Origin of the sequence: Peribacillus tepidiphilus (assembly GCF_009466385.1) — a bacterium.
Classification (GTDB): domain Bacteria; phylum Bacillota; class Bacilli; order Bacillales; family DSM-1321; genus Bacillus_BN; species Bacillus_BN tepidiphilus.
Window position 1 is genome coordinate 1 of record NZ_WIAQ01000042.1, and the last position, 20907, is coordinate 20907.

Genomic DNA, 20907 nt, shown 5'->3' on the forward strand with positions numbered 1-20907 from the left:
TTTTGTTCCCTTCGCCCTTGATGGCCGTATCGCAACCTTTTTCGACTGTTTGTCAAGAGCGATTGCGGACTTGGCTATTCCTGAAATCCTGGCGGAGATGCCTAGAACTAGTTTTTCATAGAACTTTTGACACTACCCTTCAATCCTTATTTTCCATCTCACGAATCATTCTTGTCCACTCAATTATTCCATATTGAGGACAATAACTTTTAACTTCTACATGTTTATCTTCGCCGGGGAAAATTACTTCTAATTCAATACGAGATGGTTTTGCTTGCTTCCTTGCTTTAGGTGACAAGACCTGTAATACATGATCTCTTAATGTTTTTGGCTCTGCTTCGTTATTTCTATCTAGATCAGAAAAGAAAATACCCTGTTTTTCCCACCAATAAATTTGTATTTTACCTTTGGGTAAAAAAGTAAATGGATTTAAACTTTGAATGTAACCCTCTGCATATTCAATTGCTTGATCTACTAATGATAAAAATCTTCTATGATCTAACTCGCTAATAAGAACCAAATTGCCCTCTCGTTGAGCACGTAAAGGGACTAATTTTGCCCTTTTTATTAAATTTTCTTCAACTCTAGCATTTCTTATGAATGTTAGTTCTGACCATACCCTTGATTTTGCAAATGAATAGTACATATGAAAATTATCTGCATACTTATCAGGATGGTATCCTACGTTATACCATTCATCTACATATTTACTTGCAACAAGACTAACAATTCTATCTATACTTTCAAAAGTAATCTCTTCTGTTTTCAACTTCTTAAGATGATCTTTCAACTCAATAACTACAGAATTATCTTTATTAGATAAGTTTTCAGTTTTCTTCTGTTCTTCTTGGAACTTTAACTCAACAGCCTGAGGTAAATAAAGAAACTTTCTAACAAAAGACTTTTCCGCTGTTGACTTATGATTGTCATATGTAACAAATTCATTCGGTTCAATTAACCAACTTACTAAGACTCTGGAATCCTTCTCCAGTCGAACCTCTTTTTTTCTTTTCAAAAACCGTAAATTATACCCATGATAAGTCTTAGTGGTTTGCTTCCTTAAAACTTCATAAAAAATATCTATTAAACTTTTGGATATATTCATAAATAAATGCCTCCTTCCTATTTAATTATAATTTTCAAATATTAAATTTCCATTTACCACCTCTTTTGACTTGAATACCGTTCTCTTTAACACGTGTATAAAGGCATCGCTGCGAATCTTTTTCCATATATATGTTTACTAAACTCTCTAGTTCCTCTATTAGTTCTTGGTTTCTCTCAAATCTTTGTATAAGTTTGACAAACCATCGCTTTAATTCCTTTCTTGGTATCAACGCCAGTTTTTCCTTTTCCTCTTGCATACCTAGTTGTATTCATTTCTTTTTTTTGGTTTATTAGACTTTTTATAACATATTATCCCGGTCGGGTGTTAACATGGGAGCGGTATTGGTATTGTCATTAGAAAAAGGTTATTAGAAATGTAGAGCAGTTTAATAGAGACCTAGCAGAAGAAATAGATATTGTTACTCAACTTAAACAGTTCCAATATTGGTATTATATTCCTTACCTAAACGTATTTGGTACAAGTAAATACACAGGGTATAAAAAACTGACGAAGTTAAGACTCATGAACAAGTTTAGTATATAATGGAAAAGCAGGGCAATATAGAAATTTATAAAGTGATAGTAGTTTCAGATATCTAATTAGGAGGAAAATAATGAGGATACTTGAAATTTTTATTAAAAATTATAGGAGCATAGGCGAAGATGAAGTTAAAATTGACTTTAGTTCATCTAATATTCTCTTTCTTATTGGACAAAATTCAGTAGGGAAATCTAATATTCTGAATACTTATGAACTTTTTTGGAACACAAGCAAACATGTAGACACATATGATTTTCACTGGACCAAGAAGGATAATCCTATAGAGATTGAGGCTACAGTAGAGGTTTATACTGAAGATTTCAAATGTTGGTGTTATAAAGAGAACAAATTAAAAATCAAGCAAAAGATCTATCCTGATAATACTAGGGATTTTCTCTATTGGAGTAAAGAAGAAAACAAATTTAAAAAATTCCCTACTGCAACTGCAAAATATTTTATTTCTCAATTACCAATGCCAGTTAGGATTCCGGGATTAGAACAGATAGGTAACACTACAAACGCAGTTTCAGAACTACTTCATGCTATTTTTAAAAAAGGAATTGGCCTTTCATTACAATTTAACCAAGAACCTAATGATGTAGTTCGTGAAAGTCCCGTTATGAAATCTCTTGAGGAGAAGTTAAATATCAGTATTTCCAATGTATTCAAAGGAGTTTTTTACCCTATATGGACCCTGATAAAAATGTAACAATAAGAAGTGAATTAAAAGAGAAAGGGCATATAAAGATAAAAGTAACAATTCAAGATGGTAGTCAAAATCATGAATTAATTCTAGGAGTACACAACTTTGGAGACGCTATAAAAAGACAATTAATTTTAGCATGGGCTTTAAATAAGGATTTTTTTGATTGCATTGAACATTCTTCTGATGTAAACGATTTACTGAAGTTTAAACCAAGGAGAAAATTCATATTATTCGAAGAGCCAGAGGCATTCGCCCATCCAAGTGCGATACGCTTGTTACGCGATGAATTATATAGAATAGCAAAGGAAATGTGATGTTAGACTCAAAAGTAGACACAGTTTATTATAAAACTAACTAATAATAATGAGGTGTGTCTAATGAGTAGACAAGTATTTGATGAAGATTTTAAGAGAAGTACGGTTCAAATGATGATTGAACAGAACAAACCAGTTGCCCAAGCAGCCAGAGAGCTAGATATCAACCCAAATACCCTTCATAACTGGAAAAAGAAATATTCATCAGAATTTATCCGTGAGTCCTTACCACAAATGTCGGAAGATCAACAACTTCGAGCCTTTCAAAAACGCATTCGAGACTTAGAGGAGGAAAACGCCATACTAAAAAAGGCTATGCACTTCTTCGCGAAAGACCATCGGTAAAATACTCATTTATTCATGAGCATCGCTTCGAATTCCGAGTGGAGAAGATGTGCAAAGTGTTGAAAGTTTCTAGAAGCGGCTATTACAAGTGGCGAGATCGTCCAGAAAGTGATCGTACCAAGAGACATAAAACGTTGGTCCGTCTAGTTAAAAAATCGTTTTTAGCGTCTAGAGAGCTATATGGAAGTCCCAAAATTGCGAAAGATCTTGAAAGGAATGGAACTCCTGTTTGCCAAAAAACAGTGGCGAGAATCATGAAAGAAGAGGGCCTGAGATCTAAGACCATTAAGAAATATAAGGCTACGACAAATTCAAAACACTCGCTTCCAGTCTTTGAAAACAAATTAAATCAAGAATTTAAAGTAGATCAACCGAACAAAGTCTGGGTAGCTGATATTACTTATATCCCGACTGCGGAAGGCTGGCTCTATTTGGCAAGCGTTATGGATTTATATTCTCGTAAGATTATAGGTTGGTCGGTTGACAAAACTATGACAAAGGAATTGGTCATACAAGCTCTAAAAAGAGCATACAATCGGCAACAACCACCAAAGGAATCTGTTCTCCATCACTCTGATCGAGGAAGCCAGTACTGTTCGAAGGATTATCAAAAACTATTAAAATCTTACAAAATGGATGTAAGTATGAGCCGAAAAGGCAGATGTTATGATAATGCATGTATAGAATCGTTTCCTAGTGTATTGAAGAAAGAACTGATCTATTTAACGAAGTACAAAACCAGGGAACAGGCTAAAAAAGAAATCTATGAATATATCGAGGTATTCTATAATGCAAAAAGAATACACTCTTCAAATGGGTATTTATCGCCTTTAGAATACGAACAAACGTACTATAAGAAGTTAGCCAGTTAACACAAGACCAACCTTTTCCTCTTCATTCAAGTACAGAAGACATTCTGTACTTGAATGAAGAGGCCACCAAGCGTTAGCGCGGTAGAGGATTAAATTCTAAAAAATTGTGTCTACTATATTGACCTAATACCATGTATATAGCATAATTCCATTTTTGTTTTACCACTATTAATAATCCGCTTTTATATAATTTTCATGGTAAAGAGGCCAAAAAATAAAAATGGGACAGGCATCCAGTATTTAACCTGTCTCATTTTTGTTCTCTGTTAATAACAAATTCATTGCCCAAACTAAATGTTATGAGAAAGTGCCACATAGCATCTCTTTTAGATTCCTCTTTAAACTGAACAACTTTTGCCTATTTATATATTATACTTTGCCTTTCTCATTTTAAATGCTGTATCTCCTCCTTCTAGTGTATTCACAACGGCAGTTTTTACATTTTGATTATCAACGGAACCAATACAATTTTCTTTAATTGAACCCTGTCCGTCGACTTCTTCCATTACGATTATTAACTCAGCATCACCAAATACAGGAATATTCGCATTATGTGTTGCAAAAATAAATTGTCTATTTAATTTATAATCCCTTAAACCATCAACAAAATTTTTTGCTATATAAGAATTATCTAGATTATCTTCTGGCTGGTCTATTATTAAAGGGTCATTATTATCTAACATTAATATATTTAAAATAGCAGTACACTGTTGTCCTTTGGAAAGTTTACTAAGAGATTTAAAGTTTTCTCCTTCAGAACCTGCCCCTGCAGTATTTAATTTGACATCGATTATATCTAATAATTGGACCAATTCAAGTTCTAGTTTTTTTTCTAAGGACAATTGGGCCAGTATATCAGCCTTTGACCTAGTTAAATTATATTCTTCCATAAGTTTATCGCTGCCCTGATTTAAATGTTGTATAAACGAAAATAACGAGAAGTCATCTTTTTCTTTTATCCAAGTTAAACTTTTGGGACCTAACCCTTCAATCTCAGATAACTTTTCAATTAATTCATCTCTATTCTTACCGGCGTGAACTTCTACTTGCACTTTTCCTTTTAATTTTCCCTTATTTATCTTTTTTACTGCCCTTCTAAGAGAATCATAAGATTCATCTTGATTTTTCTTTAATTTCTCTAACAATGAATTTCTTTCTTGTATAATTGTATTCAATTCTTCTTCTATTCTCTTAGACTCGCTTTTTATTGGATTTATTCGGGCAATTTCTCCTACTGTTTCTCTATACTCTAAGGCGATTTCTGGACCTGTTTTTCCATTGAATCCCTCCAAAGACTTAATGGAGTTTTTTATCTCCCCCTCTGATTCCTTTTTTATCTCTTGCCACTCTGTATTGATATCTTCTACCTTTCTTGCAGTCTCTTTAACCAGCCTTTCATATTCATCTTTTAATTTGTTAAGTTCTAAGTTGAAGTTGGCAATTACTTCCGCAATTTTTTCGAATTTATTGCCATTTGGAGTTCCTTCCATAAACTCTTTTGTAAACGGAGTTTCTACTTCAAGAAATTGGACATTATGTTGTGTTATAATCTCTAAAGACTTTTTTATATATTCTTCTTCCGTTGATAGATGTTCTATTGTACTTAATTTATCAGCAATTCCAGTCTCTTTAAAAAAACTTACCTTTTCTTCAAGTTTTGGCAATTTTGAAATTTTGTTAGAAATTTCTTCTTTCCTCTGAATTTTATCTACCAATTTAACAGCATTTTGTTTAAGATCCTTAATAATTTCTTCTCTCTCTGTAATTAAATCTTCTTGATTTGGAAGGAATCTATTTAATATATTTAATTTAGCCTCTTCATTCGATACTAATTCTATTATTTCATTTTGTCCATAAATCTCGATATGTGGTAAAATATCTTTTACACTTAGGTTAGAAACTGTACCGTCACCATTCTCAACTACTGTTGGATCTCCGAACCTTTTGATTATTTTATACTTTTGTCCATATCGTTGGTATGATGTAACATGCAATTCTACTCTTCCATTATCTAATCCTAAATTGGCTTTAATTAATTCTCTAAAGTATTTTTTTGATTCAATGCTTTTTGGTTCTAAATCTAAAGCATACCTTATCAATTCTAATAATGTAGATTTACCTGTACCTCTCCCACCAATAGTTGTATTTAAGTTCCTAGATAAATCTATAGACAAACCATCGAGGTATCCCCCAAACACCTCAATTCGGTCAATACTGCTATGAAAACGCTCATTTTGGTCATAAGAAAGTTTCACTCTTGCACTTGGATCTTTAAAAGCCTCTTTAAAACATGTGAAATTCACTTCTGACATTTTTACTAAACAATAGGCGTTTTTCTCAAGTATGTCTTCAGGCTTACAAATATCTTTTGCATTTATAAACGCAAATGGTGTTTCTTTCTTATACATTGGTTCCTTATTTTTTATAATATTAATATATCTTGGGTGCACTTCATCGAGACTATACGGGATTTGTGCTGCTTTAAGTCTTGGATCAGACCATATATGATTCATCTGCCCCAATTTTAATATTCCATTATCACTAGTAATATGTGCAGCATACCAAAAACCTTTTAACTCTTCCTCAATAATTTTAGCAATTTCTAAACAGGATAAATGACTTGGCATAACGCCATTCTCGACATCAGTTAATCCTAATCTTCCAAGATATCTATTTAGTTGTTCTGGAGTTGTGTTCTCTGAGAATAGACACACTATATGTATCTTTTCAGCAGTTGCAATCTCAAAACCCGGAAATACAATAATTCCGTTTTCATTAAGTAACTTCCTTAGTTTTTCTGCTGTTTGCACATTGCCATGGTCTGCTAGCCCGACTACCTTAATATCTTCTGAAAGGCAATTACTTAAAATTGATTGATTATATTCATCTTCAGTAATTACATGTTCTTCTCCTCTGTAGGCAACATAACTATAAGGATTGACTTGCAATGCACACTTGTAAAACTCCGCAAATTTCTTCAAATTTTTACCTCCTTCTTAGTTTTTTTACAATTCTGGTTCCATTATATAACAAAATATGCACTTATTTATAAAAAAAATGAATACTAACTTCTTAAATCAAACTGCGGACATTAAAATTGTACAAAAAAAGAATTAAAGAGAATTGAAGCCATCTATAGTTTATAAAGGTAATATCTTTATTAATCTAAATTACCGGTAATACATCCGCCACCGTTTTAATTTTTATGGAAAAGAGTTGATTAAAGTGAAATATAATTCTAAAAGGAGGAGTTAGATACTGAAGAGATATTGCAAAAAATAAAGAAACAATAATAAAGAAATTGGAATTTTCAGAAGTATAAATTGATAAAGAGTATCAGCATAAGACATTATAATGAGATAGTTTCAACCATATACAGTAAATATAGATATGAATTATTAAATACAATCCACAAAAAGTATTAAGTCAAAGATAGAATATAAATTAAAATTAAAAAGCAGCGAAAAACACGCTGCTATTACAATTGAGTAATTGTATCATAGTTCAATACTTCAAATTGATTCTTAGGTATTTTAACTACTGTACTTGATCCTCCAGTCATATTTGTCCCTCCCCCACTTGGTACCCATGAGGCATACTTTGCTAATTTTTCAAATGTAATGTACCACCAATTTACTAAATTTCTATCCTCAGTATTATCTATTTCTCTGACAATGAAAAGCGAGTGTAAATTTCCTCTTTTTGAAGCGTAGTATGCCAACTTCACAAAAGGACCCAAATCTAAACCAAAATATTCACCCAATTTTGGATCCACAGCAGGAGTCTTTTCTTTAATTTCAATTGGATATGTGTATTGATTCCCCCATAAAATTCCGTCGATATCTGACATTTCCTGCATATAACTGTTTTGGAACGTAACCCTTAAATGTTCTTTCGTAAACTCTTCTGGAACTGCATAGGATGGAATCTGAGAAACATCAGTATTATACTTTAAAAAATTATATCGTCTTGGTCTTTCCGTAAACCCAACAATATTACTTGGAAAATCATTATAATTTTGTTGCGAGGGAAGTCCTAACTGAACAGCCTTCCAAGAAATTGTTTCAGTATTATTATTGTCGTGGATAGACGGCACACAAAAATAACTCTTTATTCCAATTTGGTGAAAAGTTGCACAAATTGTATGTAATCCATGTGTTGGATTAGGTAGTTCTCTATTAGGGGAATAATCTTGGCCAGGTTGTATAGTTTCAGGAAACATTACAACAGTATGTTCCCCAAAATTACCTCTTCCTACACTTCTTGCAATCCATCCCCCAACAGAGATCCTGTCAGCAAAACCTAAAGAATTTAAATAATTCCTAAAGTCAACTTCAGCCAGTAATCCATTTAACTTATTTCTATTTAGTTGTCTAGTATTGTTACTAGATATACTTCTTGATAGGTAATTCCTCATCACATCTAGAGATAGAGTAGCCATTTCGACCTCCAAATTGGATAATTATGTAATATCACCAAATTCTACACTTTAAAAATTCTCCTATTGAAAATTTATAAAACAGTTTATATTCAAATTTATTTTTGGTTTTCCCACCGTTAAAGGTTATTGCTATAAATAATTTCTGATTCTTGGGCTATGTACAAATCATTAATCTTTAACTTTACAAATTTTACGCAAATTTTACATCTCTAATTATTTTTTGCATTTGGCTCTTGTTGCCAACTACAACCAATTGAACAATTAAACTGTATATTTTTCTTTAGCAAAGTGTATAAATTTATCAACAGTCCAGAGGCGGTCTCTGTGTGTTTCGGGATACATGTTATGATATGGAGCGGGTACTATAAGGATAACCTTTTCATCTTCCATTTCATCTAATTGATTTGTAGTAATCCCCTGTTGCAATGTAAATAAATGCTTAGTTTCTATTCTATTTGCCTCATTTAGAATCTGTCTCCATCTATCTTTACATGTTGTTTTAGCACCAAGAAAGATTAAATCGTCATCCGGAAAAGTTGAATTTGCATATGCTGAATTAGACGGCAGAATAAAGTCTGGCTTTTTATTTCCTTCAGACTTTCCGGGATGACTGAACGGTATTCTATGAAAAGTTAATAAAAAATCAATATGATGTTCTAATGATTTTCCTGCCCTGCTTTTTCTTCTATTCAATGCACTGTTAGCAAATGCTAAAAGAGGATCTAAATCAAGGAATGGTTTAACTAGATATTCTTTATACACACTTCTTTCGATTGCACGGAATAAACTAAACTCTGTTTTTACCCAGTCTAATATAATGTTGTCTGGTGTAAATTTTTTCTTTCGATATATTTCTCTATGTAAATCTCTTGCTAATTCTGCAAGTTTAATAGTTTCAGGGAAATCTTCAAATAATTTTGCCTCTTCCCATATTCTTTTTTCTAATTTTTCGTTTAAATCAACGTCGTTCCGTTCTCCATTTATATAAACGGCATTGTTATTTACCAATGAAAGTGAAAAAGTATCTATAAAGTTTTCAATCTCTTCTTCTTTTTCAAAAATATAAACTTTATAGTTTTCTTCGTCTATTGGTATAAATACGATAAGATTTCCTACTTGTTCTGCTTTATCAAATGGTGAATTAGACCAAAAGCGGGTAATCCGATATTCATTCCTCGTACCTTTTCCATAGTAATTTACGCGACTTTCAAAGGGGTAGTACCCATCAATATGTATCTTAATATATTTATCTTTATTTTCGCCCTTTATTCCTTCTTCTTTGAAAAAGATATTCCATGCCTGTTTTGAAATATAAAGCCCTACTTGATGCCCCCCGGTCAAATCTACATCATTTGCAGAAATGAACTTACAATAAAAACGGCCGTATTTCTCGGCCGCCTTAATTGCATTCGTCAGTTTTTCTGACTCATTTTGTTGCATATTCTAACCGACCCTCTTCCACGGTTTCTTGTAGTAATTCGTCCCGTTCAATGGCTTGTATCATTTTCTCAGCAATTAGCCGAACAACAGGTACTGCAACACTATTTCCAAACTGTTTATAAGCGGCAGTATTACTTACTACAATTTTAAACGTTTCTGGAAATCCCTGCAAGCGGGCACATTCTCTTGGAGTCAATTTTCTTGGATTTTTTCCTTCTTGTGGAATGAGAATCTCACTTCCATCTTTATAGTATCTTGCACTTAATGTTCTACTATAAGAATCTAAATCAGCAAGCCCATATCCAAAACCATTCCCTTTTTTTGCATGTTTTTCTTTATAGGCTTGTAAGTACTCCCATAACTTGTCCGAAAGAGTATACTTTTCATCTACTTCTTCCTCTAAGATAGTTCTTAAAGCGGGTCCTTCCATTGGTACTTCTGGAAATTCAAATTTCAGTGGTTTCTTAAAACCTACTATGTAGATCCGTTCCCTATTCTGTGGAACTAAACCTTTCGCATTGATAACTTTATCATATACCGTGTAGCCCAGATCTTCTTCTAACACTTTCTTAATTACTTTATATGTTTTTCCTTTGTCGTGGCTTCTTAAATTCTTAACATTTTCAAGTAGAAAAGCCTGTGGCTGTTTTTCTTTTAGAATACGAGCAATATCGAAAAACAGCGTCCCTTGTGTTTCGTCTAAAAAGCCGTGTTGTCTGCCTAAACTCTTCTTTTTACTTACACCTGCAATCGAGAATGGCTGACACGGAAAACCTGCAAGGAGGATATCGTGATCTGGAATATCTTTTGCATCTATCCTTCTAATGTCACCATGAGGCTTTTCCCCAAAGTTAGCCTCGTAGGTTTCTTGGGCTTTAACATCCCACTCACATGAGAATACGCACTCTCCGTACTCCTCGAATGCTAATCTAATTCCACCGATTCCAGCGAAAAGGTCTATGAAACGATATAACAATGTTGTCACCTCCGAACATTTGTCCTATGGTTATTATAACAAAGATCGAGTTTCTTTTGTTGAATTTTATGCTATAATATAAAAGTTGCTTTTTTACAATACCCTACAGGAAAGGGTGAAACAAGTGGCAAATGTAGTAATTTACTATAAAAAAGAGCGGGATGAAAGCACAGAACAGGCGGTTCACCGTGTCAACAGTTTGATACAACAATTGGAGATCCACCACGCGATTAAAGGTGTATTTATGGATTTACCTAATGAAAGCACTGAACTAATGGAATTGTTGAACTCTCCCATTTATGAAATTGATTACATATATATGAATAAAGAAGTTGAAGATGAATTTGACAGACAATTGATAAGCCAATTGTTAAACAGGGAAAAATTCGAAATAAGATATTTTAGCGAGGCGCAGTGAGAACTGTGTCTTTTTTTATTCTCGGTCCGCTCCTATATCTTATATAGAAGAAACTCGTCTATATTCGTCCATATTTCCTTTCTTATATATTTACCTTTCTTCCTCTATTACTCTGATTGCAGAAGGCATTTACCCGTGATTTTTGCCCTATTATTCGTTCTACATAAAACAGAAAGAAGGTAATAAGATGCTAAATATAAATAATGAGACTATCCCATTCCTCCAAGTGAAGGAAACGGCTGATTGCTGCTACTCCCTCCGCTATTGTCTGGAAGAAAATGAAGAAATGAATATAAAAGTAAAGAACAGTGGAATTCTCTTTGTCCTGCTGTTTGATTTTAGAGAACAAGCGACTGATTTAATGACGAATAAAAAGAAGGGAGAAATGAAATATATAATAGAAGTAATAAGTGATTTCATATCTTAATTGTGAGAGCGGGTATATAGCCGTTCTTTTTTATTTTCTTATGTATTTACCTACCTTCTGCTCCAACTCCAATTGCAGAGGCTATTTACCCATATTTTTCCTCGATTTTCCTTCCCTGTCCGCTACCTGTGTAGGAATATATTCATAGTTAGATATATTACAATGAGGTGACACGTTATGCACTATCATCCACGACATCAAGATGTTAAGCGAATTGCTTTATATCTTCGTAAGAGTCGTGACGAAGAAGGTTTAGGTGTGGAAATTTTAAATAGACACGAAGAGCGGCTTATGAGTTTCCTAGAACCTAACCTTAAACCTCCTTTTAACAGGGAGATTGTAGGAGTATATAAAGAAGTGGGAAGTTCTGATACAATCCGTGATCGCCCAGAGTTCTGCCGTTTAATGGACGATATGGATCTAGGTATCTTAGATGCAGTTGTAGCAGTGGATTTAGACCGTATTACGCGGGGTTCAAGAAAAGAATATGGAATTATTTGTGATTGTTTCGAACAGAACGATGTCCTTCATATTACTACATCTAGAACATACGACTTGAATGAAGACGATATCCTTATTGATATAGAACATCGTATTTCCAGAAGCGAATTAAAGAAAATAACCCGCCGCTTATCTGAAGGAAAAAAGGACAGTGCACGTGAAGGACGATATTCAAATGGAAGTGCCCCATACGGATACAGATATAATAGATTAGAAAGAATGCTAGAAATTAGAACCTGACGAGGCAGCAGTCTTTCGAATGATTGTAGATATGTACCTTAATGGAACTTCTTTATGGAAGATTACGGCTTATCTTCGCTCACAAAATATTAAAACTAAAAAAGGAAAAGACTGGCATGATAACACTATTCGCAGAATGTTGAGTAACGAAATCTATATAGGCAAAATCGTCTATGGAAAACAAAGGGCAGCGGTCATAAGAAAAATAAGAATGATAAAAGAAAACAACTTAGAGAACTTGATCGTCAGTTATGGATTGTAGCAGACGGATTGCACGAACCATTGATGACAGAAGAAGAATTTCAGAAGATACAGCAACAGTTGGCAATGAACCAAAAAGTCCCAAAACATACCAAACGAGGAAAACAGCCATTAAGTGGGTTAATCTATTGTGGAAAATGTGGAAAGGCTATGACTTCAAACATAAGAGAGTCAAAGAAACTAAAAAGAACTGAACATATAATTAAAAAATGCCAAGCACTCCTATCAGACGGGTCAGTCTGTGGCAATCCCGGAATTAAAGCGGATATCATTCTTGAGTCTGTTATAAAATGGTTAGATTTATATGAAGAAGAACTAAAAAGTGAAAAAACGGATAAAAAGAAAAATCTAACAGAAGCGGAAATACAATTGAAGGCAATGAAAAAACAATTTAAAAAAAGACAAGAGGAATATGAGAATATTGTTAAACTTTATTCTAAAAGGCCATCAGAACGGTTGTTTCAGCAAATAGGTAAATTTGATGATGAATTATTGAAAATGGAAAATGAAATAAAACGACTTCAAGAAACTATCCTCTTTAATGTTCCTATATCTTTAGAAGAAAAAAGGAATAACTTTAAACATTTTAAAGAAAACTTCGATATTCGAACTTTAGACAATGAAACAGCCAATACACTTACTAATATTGGTTGGTTTTCTTGCTCAGCTTTTCAAATGCCTCGGATCCCCTGGATACCGGTCAACCGAAATTATGGGCATGTTGAAATAAATATGGGGATTTTTCATTGATTAATCTATTGGGCTTACTTTTACTTGTTGACATGACACAACCTCTTTACAAAAATTAATTTTTCTTCCATTTTCTTAATATTACCCAATAAAAAGAAAAAGACACTAACGTAATGATTAGAGTCCTCCAATTAATGAAGAGTATTTAGGATCGTCTACCAACTTGCATTTTAAAACAGGCATTTTACACAAACACTTTGAATCTCTTGCACTATCAATCTTTCGACAAAATCTATTAAACTGCTGGTAGTGCCTAGCACTTTACCTAACCTCTAAGATAATTTCAGGATAGAACCAATAATTAAAAACAATGGAACAGTCCTTATGTAGAACTGTTCCTTCTTCATTTTGTTATTTAAAGATGTTTCAGTAATTTAAAAAAACCTAACATTTCTAACAAATCGTAAACCGTTCCTTCGGCTTCCTTTATTTTGGTTTTAATGCTAGTTTCGTAAGCCGTCAATATTAATTTATACAGCTCATTTGCTCCAGCTGAATCCAAAAATGAGAGTTGAGACAAATCAATTTCTAAATTAGTAAAGCCTTGAAATCGTTCTTGAAAGCACGAACGAAAAATAGCCATTTGTTCAGCTGATGTAATATCCAAATGTCCAGCTAGAGTAAGAATAATGGTTGAATTGTTTTCTCTACACAAAATTTGAAAAGTTTGATAAGGATATTTTCGTTGGAAAAGGTTGATAAATACATCTACTTGTTGACTAATTTCTACGGCTCTCTCAGAAGATAATTCTGTCATTTTAATTTGTCGGAGCTTTCGTTGCTTTTTTTCAAATGTATTTGTAATGGAAAATAACATAATCGTTCACTCCGTTTTACTATTTTTGGGTATTTAGACATATTTTCACTCCTGCGTTTAATAGTATTATAGACCTATTTATAATAGGTTTCAATTTTTTTCCCATTGAAAAAATATTTAGATTAATTCTAACTTTATCAACAGTTAAATAAAGCTGCTCATTTTTCTAGAGTTGAAAATGAAGAAAAAAACCATGCTATGACAGTAGGTAATATCCCAACATGAAATGATCATACCCATAATTCCAGCATAGAGAGGGAATTGTATGACGATACTAGCCATAGATCGACCTGCGTCACCCGCCATTTCAACATAGCGTCTTGGCGATTCAACAAATAATAAGCCAGCTGCAAAAAAGATTCCGTTCACCACATCCAGGTTGAGAGCGGTTAGGCCACCATTATGGTAGAAGTGATAGATGAGATAGCTCAAGAATAGTAGGCCTAAGAAAACGGAACCGAAGCGGTTGTTTTCTACCTTTGTTGCCCATGTGCTTTGGATGTAACCCTTTGTTTCATTGGAAGCAGATACACCAGTTGCGGCAGCCATTTCCTCTTTAGCTGAAGTCTTTAACTCTATAATTTCATGTTTATCTTTAGGAATCATGAATCGCATCACAAAAGGCATTGTGATAAAGAGAATGAGAACGGTTACAATAGTCTGAATACTAAACATTGTCTCCGTAACAGGTCAAAGATAAATGCATCCGGAAGATATTTACGTACAATGGCTGAGAAAAATGAACCTACTTTAACTAACATGGTTGTACCCCCTTATTCTTTAATAAATGCTTTTGGATTTTTCCTACGGACGTTCGTGGAAAATCGGTAACAAACTCTACAAACTCTGGAACCTTAAATTTGGAAAGATGAAGACGGCAATAGTTGATCAATTCTTCTTCTTTCATTTTTTCTCCCGGCTTTAAAATGACAAAAGCTTTGATGGTCTCGTCCCGAATTGGATCAGGAATACCCACAACAGCAGACTCATAGACCTTCGGATGTTGGTTAATAATCAGTTCCACTTCGTTGGCGGCCACATTTTCTCCAGATCGCTTGATCATATCTTTAACACGGTCCACGAAGTAATAGAAACCGTTTTCATCTAAACGTGCCTTATCCCCTGTATACAGCCACCCATCCCGGATGGTTAATTTGGTTGCTTCTTCGTTTTGGTAGTACTCTTTCATAATGGTCCGCCCGGGTATTCCTTTGACGATGATTTGACCTGCTTCACCTGGCGAAACGTCGACTCCCTCTTCATTGACCAGACGAACCTGATAATATAGGGTAGGCCGACCAATACTTTGGTTATCTTTTTTTCCTATTAAAGGATTCATTAATGGTGTGCCGATGGTCTCAGTCATACCGTACAAATGTAAAAGCTGAACTTGGTATTTTTCCTCAAATTGCGTCAGCTGATTCTCCGATAACGCTTGAGCAAACCAAATCAAACGTATAGGATTCTCCCTTTCCTCCAGATCATACGATTGGCCGAGGATCATCCGAATCGGGGCATCAAATAAGCTGCCTACGGTTGCCCCAAGCCTTTTAGCCTGCTTAAAATATCTCGAAGCACTGAACCGGTGCGTAAGCCCGATGCTCCCTCCAACTGAAATCGCCGACATGCTCGAGTAGTATTGGGCATTTCCATGGAACAAAGGCAAAACGATCAGCTGCCGATCATGGCTTTGGAGGGCGATGGAGCGGCTCATGGCTTCTCCTGCAAAAATGTAATTCCCATGGGTTATAATGACTCCCTTAGGCTTGGAGGTTGTTCCTGACGTGTAGAGGATCGCCGCTGCATCCTCAGTCTTAAGTTCGCACGGCTCTAAATCTCCTGACTGCCGGTTCATCAGGTTAGTAAGATTCAAAGCTCCTTCCTGCTCTTGGCTGCCAGTAGATATGATATATTGAAGTTTTGGGCAAAGCGGTTTAACTTGACGAATCAATTCCAGTTGCTCTGGTGCAACAAGTACTATTTTGGTTCCAGAATGCTGAAGCAAAAATTCCATTTCGTGCGGGGTATGGAGGATATTAGTCGGCACAATCACTGCGCCAATCTTGGCTAAACCAAGCCAAGCAAAATAAAATTCAGGACAATTAGGCAAATGGACATTGACCTTGTCCCCTTTGGTTATTCCTAAATCCAAGCACATTTGGGCAAATTGGTTGATTCTAAAGTCGATGTCACGATAAGTAAAGCATTCTAAATGCCCATCAGGCCCTTCAAAAACGAGAAATTCCTTATCAGGGAAGCATTCTACTCGCCATTAATGACACAAGAATTAGGAATTAAGTTCTTTTCCAGTAGTTGATTAACATTATTTTCAAGAAGATCCGCAGCCTTAATGCCTGAAATCTTCAAAAAGGCATTGTTAAACCACATGGTATCTCCTTTTTCATTAGTTACATAGATGCCATCGTAAGAGCTATTCATAATCTGTTCAATAAAGCTGGTATGATTTTTTATTAAGCTCCACTTCTATCAGATTATATCAAATATTCTCAATTTTACTAATATTTTTTCATTAATGCATATGCAATTTTGCATATAACAGGATAAAAATGATTTTCCTTCAAAACTATATTGATAATTTCATAGGAGCATTAACTCCTTCTTTTTTTTTCACCCACTTCTAAAGGATCGGGACTTTTTGTGGCTCCACTTCTATTTTGTCATTGCCAGAAGTTTCTTCCTATGCTATAATCACAATATATTGATTATTTATAACAATTTAATACTACATATTGAAATCCGCAAGAGTTGGTGTCCGATATGGACTTAAAAGGGAATCCGGTGAAAATCCGGAACTGTCCCCGCAACTGTAAGTGCGTACGAAATAAGAATGCCACTGTACAAGTTTCTTTTATGGTTCTTGTATGGGAAGGTCTTAAAGTAGGATGATGCACAAGTCAGGAGACCTGCCAAAGCTTGTTTAAGTTTCAATTCTTCGGGGATTGAGAAGATGAAACGATGGTCGAAAAATTGGGCATTACTTCTCTTTTGACTATCGTTTGATCCGCTCATACCTTGAGCGGATTTTTTTATGTAAAAATTGAAGGAGGAGTTCAATTGGCGAATCAAACGATTCAGAAACCTACTATAGCACTTGAGGATATTAGAAAGGGGTTTCCTCACCTAGATTTTTCAAAATTATCAAACAGAGCAGAGCAAATGGCTTGGCAAAAGGAGCATCTAGATGAAACAGAATTTACCCATCAGATCGTTTTAGAATGTCTAGCCAATATGAGCGAATTAGAACCAGATTGGACGTATGTAGCCGCTCACCTTTATTTATCGGATTTGTATCAGCAAGCTAGTCGTAATCGCCAGTATGAGAAATACGGATCTCTTTACCACTTAATTTTGTACTTAACAAACAAGGGAATATATTCCCCTGTTCTATTAGAACATTATTCTCGAAATGAAATAGAAGAGCTTCAAGCAGCTATTGTTCCTGAGCGGGACAAGCTCTTTACATACATAGGCATACGCATGCTTGCGGATCGTTACTTAGCTCGAGATCATGATAAAAACGTGTTTGAGCTGCCACAAGAGCGTTTCATGATCATCGCCATGACATTAATGCGAAATGAAAAGAAAGACAAGCGAATGGAGTTGATTAAGGAAGCCTATTGGGCACTAAGTCATTTATATATGACCGTAGCAACCCCTACCCTCGCGAATGCGGGCAAAAACTGGGGACAGCTTTCTAGCTGCTTTGTCGATACAATCGATGACAGCCTGCAATCCATTTATGACAGTAACACGGACATTGCAAACCTTTCGAAAAACGGCGGCGGTATTGGCGTTTATTTAGGAAAGATTAGAAGCAGAGGCAGTGATATTAAAGGCTTTAAGGGCGCCTCTTCAGGTGTCATCCCTTGGATGAAACAATTAAACAATACGGCTGTTAGTGTAGATCAGCTCGGTCAAAGAAAAGGTGCCATCAGTGTTTATTTGGATGTGTGGCACAAAGATATTTTTTCCTTTCTTGATGCAAAACTTAACAACGGTGATGAACGCTATCGTACCCATGATTTATTTACGGGTGTATGCATTCCTGATTTATTTATGGAAAAAGTAGAAGCACGTGAAGAATGGTATTTATTTGACCCACATGAAGTTCGAAAAGTAATGGGTTATTCGTTGGAAGATTTTTATGATGAAAAATGGGGAGCTGGTTCCTTCCGGGACAAATATGAAGAGTGCGTTAAGCATCCTTTTCTTACTAAAGAAAAAGTTCCTGCGATTGACATCATGAAAGGAATCATGAGAAGCCAGCTGGAAACAGGAACTCCCTTTATGTTTTACCGTGATGAAGTTAATCGAATGAATCCGAATCGCCATCTTGGGATGATTTACTGTACCAATTTATGTACAGAAATTCTTCAAAACCAAAGCGCAACGGAAATGATCGAGCAGCGTGTGGAAGACGGGAAAATGATCATTGAAAAAATTCCAGGCGATTTTGTCGTTTGTAACCTATCCTCTATTAATCTAGCAAAGGCTGTAACAAACGATGTATTAGAGAGTCTTATTCCAATTCAAGTTCGAATGCTTGATAATGTCATCGATTTAAATACAATCCCCGTTTTACAAGGACAATTGACGAACAAAAAATACCGGGCCATTGGACTTGGAACGTTTGGATGGCACCATCTGCTTGCCTTGAAAAAGCTGAAATGGGAATCAGAAGAATCTGTTGAATACAGTGATACCCTGTACGAAAAAATTGCTTTTTTAACGATCAAGTCAAGCATGCTTTTAGCGATGGAAAAGGGTGCCTATCCTGGTTATAAAGGCTCTGATTGGGAGAAAGGCTATTATTTTGAAGCACGACAATACAACAATCAAAACTCAACGCTCGATTGGGATCACTTAAAGAGACTTGTCATGAAAAACGGCATTCGAAACGGCTACTTACTCGCGATAGCTCCGAATGCGTCGACTGCTCTAATTGCAGGCAGTACTCCAAGCATTGATCCAGTCTTTAAGAAGTTTTATTCAGAAGAGAAAAAGGATTATAAAATTCCTGTAACTGCACCCGACCTATCAGAAAACACGACTTGGTACTATAAGTCTGCTTATTTGATTGACCAGCATTGGAGCATTAAACAAAATGCCAAGAGACAACGGCACATTGATCAATCAATTTCATTTAATTTGTATGTCCAAAACACAATAAAGGCTAAAGAGCTATTAGATCTTCATTTAGCCTCTTGGAAACATCGATTGAAGACAACCTACTATTTACGATCTACTTCTTCTGCCATAGAAGATTGTGATTCTTGTTCAAGCTAAAAAGGAGTGTGTACCATGCAAGTAAAAAAACGACCCATTATGAATAAAACGGCCCCTAATCGTTCAACAGCTATTATTAACGGTGAATGTTCCAACATACTAAACTGGGATGACATTCAATATCAGTGGGCTTTTCCAAAGTATAAAAAGATGCTGGCAAACTTTTGGACACCTTTTGAAATCAATATGTCACAAGATATCAAGCAGTTCCCTTCCCTAACCGAAAATGAACAGGATGCTTTTTTAAAGATCATTGGCCTCCTTGCCTTATTGGATAGTATTCAAACCGATTATGCTGGTAAAGTGGCCGATTATTTAACCGATTCTAGTCTTTCAGCCCTTATGATTATTTTGGCACAGCAAGAAGTCATTCATAATCATTCGTATACATATGTACTATCTAGTATCGTTTCCAAACAAAAACAAGAAGAGGTTTTTGAATTTTGGCGGACGGAACCAATTTTAGAGAAACGAAATGATTTTGTCACGAATGGATACAAAGAGTTTGCTGAGAATCCTACAGTTGAAAATCTACTAAAGTCCATCGTATTTGATGTAGTGTTGGAAGGGTTATTTTTCTATTCTGGATTCGCATTCTTCTACCATCTTGCACGGAATCAAAAAATGGTGGCTACAAGCACGATGATTAATTACATTAATCGTGATGAACAAATCCATGTCGATTTATTTGTAAAAATTTTCAAAGAAGTGCTTAAGCAATATCCAGGACAAAACACTCAAGAACTTGCACATTTTGTTCGACATACTTTTGAAGAAGCGGCAAATTTAGAAATCGAATGGGCTAGGTATATAATCGGCAACAAGATCGATGGGATTTTTTTGAAGGATGTGGAGGACTATATCAAGTTCTATGCCAATGTAAGAGCCAACCAGCTCGGATTTGAACGGCCATTTGAAGGCTATCGTTCCAATCCGCTGCGCTGGATTATTGCCTATGAAGAAGTCGATCTAGGAAAATCCGATTTCTTTGAACAAAAATCAAGACAATATGTGAAAGTGAATCATGTAGACAACGGGTTTGATGAATTATAACATAGCGTTTGCGGGCAGCCTGCGATCCCCTTCTTTTTTAAGAAAGGGGATCTTTTTGTTACTTTGGTTAGTAGAAATATACGATTTATAACACAGATGAAGTTAAAGGCCTATTTTTTTGTTCACATAAAAAAGCAATAGCTATTCTTTTTGCATTTACATGCATCTCTCTCTTTGTCGTTTTTCTGTATCATGATTAGTTAACATGAAAAATGCTCTTTACGAATATAATTGAAACGGTAAAAACTATCGGTAGTGTCAAAAGTTCTATGAAAAACTAGTTCTAGGCATCTCCGCCAGGATTTCAGGAATAGCCAAGTCCGCAATCGCTCTTGACAAACAGTCGAAAAAGGTTGCGATACGGCCATCAAGGGCGAAGGGAACAAAAGTT

General features: G+C 35.1%; 17 protein-coding genes, 5 pseudogenes and 1 riboswitch. Of the genes and pseudogenes, 11 read left to right on the top strand and 11 right to left on the bottom strand.

All coding sequences use genetic code 11. From position 1 onward, the window contains the following. Positions 1 to 139 precede the first annotated feature (139 nt). Positions 140 to 1105, bottom strand: a complete 966-nt coding sequence (locus GD441_RS15625; RefSeq protein ID WP_153127360.1) for a hypothetical protein — start codon at positions 1103 to 1105, stop codon at positions 140 to 142. 616 nt (positions 1106 to 1721) lie between these two features. On the opposite strand from GD441_RS15625, the gene GD441_RS15630 reads away from it, so the two are divergent. The 4 genes and pseudogenes from GD441_RS15630 to GD441_RS15640 all read left to right on the top strand — a co-directional run. Next, positions 1722 to 2357, top strand: coding sequence for an AAA family ATPase (locus GD441_RS15630; protein ID WP_153127361.1), 636 nt, complete (start codon positions 1722 to 1724; stop codon positions 2355 to 2357). Continuing rightward, positions 2336 to 2668 carry an OLD family protein gene (locus GD441_RS15635; RefSeq protein WP_153127362.1) on the top strand — a complete coding sequence of 111 codons (333 nt, stop codon included), beginning with the start codon at positions 2336 to 2338 and terminating at the stop codon, positions 2666 to 2668. The genes GD441_RS15630 and GD441_RS15635 overlap by 22 nt, the downstream gene beginning before the upstream one ends. 114 nt (positions 2669 to 2782) lie before the next feature. Further along, positions 2783 to 3013, top strand: coding sequence for a transposase (locus tag GD441_RS17695; RefSeq protein ID WP_420849716.1), 231 nt, complete (start codon positions 2783 to 2785; stop codon positions 3011 to 3013). Continuing rightward, a pseudogene (locus tag GD441_RS15640) lies at positions 2983 to 3885 on the top strand (IS3 family transposase); the annotation flags it as partial. The gene GD441_RS17695 and the pseudogene GD441_RS15640, both read left to right, overlap by 31 nt. A 362-nt stretch (positions 3886 to 4247) precedes the next feature. Here GD441_RS15640 and GD441_RS15645 read toward each other — a convergent pair. The 4 genes from GD441_RS15645 to dcm form a co-directional block, all read right to left on the bottom strand. Continuing rightward, entirely contained in the window at positions 4248 to 6866 is a 2619-nt protein-coding gene (locus GD441_RS15645) for a TrlF family AAA-like ATPase (protein ID WP_153127363.1), read from the bottom strand. 497 nt (positions 6867 to 7363) lie between these two features. Next, positions 7364 to 8326 (bottom strand): hypothetical protein, encoded by a 963-nt coding sequence (locus tag GD441_RS15650; RefSeq protein WP_153127364.1) that lies wholly within the window; start codon positions 8324 to 8326, stop codon positions 7364 to 7366. 261 nt (positions 8327 to 8587) lie between these two features. Beyond that, positions 8588 to 9766, bottom strand: coding sequence for a type II restriction endonuclease (locus GD441_RS15655; RefSeq protein ID WP_153127365.1), 1179 nt, complete (start codon positions 9764 to 9766; stop codon positions 8588 to 8590). Next, positions 9753 to 10742: a DNA (cytosine-5-)-methyltransferase gene (gene dcm / locus GD441_RS15660; RefSeq protein WP_153127366.1), complete on the bottom strand. Its 990-nt coding sequence runs from the start codon at positions 10740 to 10742 to the stop codon at positions 9753 to 9755. Before dcm ends, GD441_RS15655 begins: the two co-directional genes overlap by 14 nt. Before the next feature lie 124 nt (positions 10743 to 10866). Here dcm and GD441_RS15665 point away from each other — a divergent pair, with 124 nt between their 5' ends. The 5 genes and pseudogenes from GD441_RS15665 to GD441_RS17520 all read left to right on the top strand — a co-directional run. Further along, positions 10867 to 11160, top strand: coding sequence for a hypothetical protein (locus GD441_RS15665; RefSeq protein ID WP_153127367.1), 294 nt, complete (start codon positions 10867 to 10869; stop codon positions 11158 to 11160). Positions 11161 to 11347: 187 nt separating this feature from the next. Then, entirely contained in the window at positions 11348 to 11587 is a 240-nt protein-coding gene (locus tag GD441_RS15670) for a hypothetical protein (RefSeq protein WP_153127368.1), read from the top strand. 177 nt (positions 11588 to 11764) lie between these two features. Further along, entirely contained in the window at positions 11765 to 12328 is a 564-nt protein-coding gene (locus GD441_RS15675) for a recombinase family protein (RefSeq protein ID WP_153127369.1), read from the top strand. Between the two features lie 31 nt (positions 12329 to 12359). Next, a complete protein-coding gene (locus tag GD441_RS17515; protein WP_420849717.1) occupies positions 12360 to 12590 on the top strand; it encodes a recombinase family protein in 231 nt (76 codons plus the stop codon). Next, a pseudogene (locus GD441_RS17520) lies at positions 12581 to 12871 on the top strand (recombinase zinc ribbon domain-containing protein); the annotation flags it as partial. The gene GD441_RS17515 and the pseudogene GD441_RS17520, both read left to right, overlap by 10 nt. A gap of 350 nt (positions 12872 to 13221) precedes the next feature. Here GD441_RS17520 and GD441_RS17315 read toward each other — a convergent pair. The 6 genes and pseudogenes from GD441_RS17315 to GD441_RS17700 all read right to left on the bottom strand — a co-directional run. Then, positions 13222 to 13373, bottom strand: a pseudogene (locus GD441_RS17315) (DUF255 domain-containing protein); the annotation flags it as partial. 321 nt (positions 13374 to 13694) lie between these two features. Then, positions 13695 to 14156, bottom strand: a complete 462-nt coding sequence (locus GD441_RS15690) for an STAS domain-containing protein (protein ID WP_153127372.1) — start codon at positions 14154 to 14156, stop codon at positions 13695 to 13697. A gap of 144 nt (positions 14157 to 14300) precedes the next feature. Further along, positions 14301 to 14834 (bottom strand): annotated as a pseudogene (locus GD441_RS15695) (TIGR00366 family protein); the annotation flags it as partial. A gap of 76 nt (positions 14835 to 14910) precedes the next feature. Next, complete coding sequence (locus GD441_RS17320) at positions 14911 to 15345, bottom strand: class I adenylate-forming enzyme family protein (RefSeq protein ID WP_338091721.1); 435 nt, start codon at positions 15343 to 15345, stop codon at positions 14911 to 14913. Next, positions 15343 to 16413, bottom strand: a pseudogene (locus GD441_RS15700) (AMP-binding protein); the annotation flags it as partial. The pseudogene GD441_RS15700 and the gene GD441_RS17320, both read right to left, overlap by 3 nt. A 5-nt stretch (positions 16414 to 16418) precedes the next feature. Then, the gene (locus tag GD441_RS17700; RefSeq protein ID WP_420849718.1) at positions 16419 to 16628 is read right to left on the bottom strand and encodes a PAS domain S-box protein; all 210 of its coding nucleotides are present in this window, start codon (positions 16626 to 16628) and stop codon (positions 16419 to 16421) included. A gap of 278 nt (positions 16629 to 16906) precedes the next feature. Beyond that, positions 16907 to 17102, top strand: a riboswitch (cobalamin riboswitch). A gap of 129 nt (positions 17103 to 17231) precedes the next feature. Here GD441_RS17700 and GD441_RS15710 point away from each other — a divergent pair. Further along, the gene (locus tag GD441_RS15710; protein ID WP_225434266.1) at positions 17232 to 19463 is read left to right on the top strand and encodes a ribonucleoside-diphosphate reductase subunit alpha; all 2232 of its coding nucleotides are present in this window, start codon (positions 17232 to 17234) and stop codon (positions 19461 to 19463) included. Positions 19464 to 19478: 15 nt separating this feature from the next. Further along, complete coding sequence (locus tag GD441_RS15715) at positions 19479 to 20516, top strand: ribonucleotide-diphosphate reductase subunit beta (protein ID WP_153127377.1); 1038 nt, start codon at positions 19479 to 19481, stop codon at positions 20514 to 20516. The last annotated feature ends 391 nt before the right edge of the window (positions 20517 to 20907 follow it).

Coding starts and splice junctions, on each gene's coding strand:
- GD441_RS15625 (WP_153127360.1), bottom strand. CDS start 1,105: ATGAATATATCCAAAAGTTTAATAGATATTTTTTATGAAGTTTTAAGG.
- GD441_RS15630 (WP_153127361.1), top strand. CDS start 1,722: ATGAGGATACTTGAAATTTTTATTAAAAATTATAGGAGCATAGGCGAA.
- GD441_RS15635 (WP_153127362.1), top strand. CDS start 2,336: ATGGACCCTGATAAAAATGTAACAATAAGAAGTGAATTAAAAGAGAAA.
- GD441_RS17695 (WP_420849716.1), top strand. CDS start 2,783: ATGATTGAACAGAACAAACCAGTTGCCCAAGCAGCCAGAGAGCTAGAT.
- GD441_RS15650 (WP_153127364.1), bottom strand. CDS start 8,326: ATGGCTACTCTATCTCTAGATGTGATGAGGAATTACCTATCAAGAAGT.
- GD441_RS15655 (WP_153127365.1), bottom strand. CDS start 9,766: ATGCAACAAAATGAGTCAGAAAAACTGACGAATGCAATTAAGGCGGCC.
- GD441_RS15670 (WP_153127368.1), top strand. CDS start 11,348: ATGCTAAATATAAATAATGAGACTATCCCATTCCTCCAAGTGAAGGAA.
- GD441_RS15675 (WP_153127369.1), top strand. CDS start 11,765: ATGCACTATCATCCACGACATCAAGATGTTAAGCGAATTGCTTTATAT.
- GD441_RS17515 (WP_420849717.1), top strand. CDS start 12,360: ATGTACCTTAATGGAACTTCTTTATGGAAGATTACGGCTTATCTTCGC.
- GD441_RS15690 (WP_153127372.1), bottom strand. CDS start 14,156: ATGTTATTTTCCATTACAAATACATTTGAAAAAAAGCAACGAAAGCTC.
- GD441_RS17320 (WP_338091721.1), bottom strand. CDS start 15,345: ATGAAAGAGTACTACCAAAACGAAGAAGCAACCAAATTAACCATCCGG.
- GD441_RS15715 (WP_153127377.1), top strand. CDS start 19,479: ATGCAAGTAAAAAAACGACCCATTATGAATAAAACGGCCCCTAATCGT.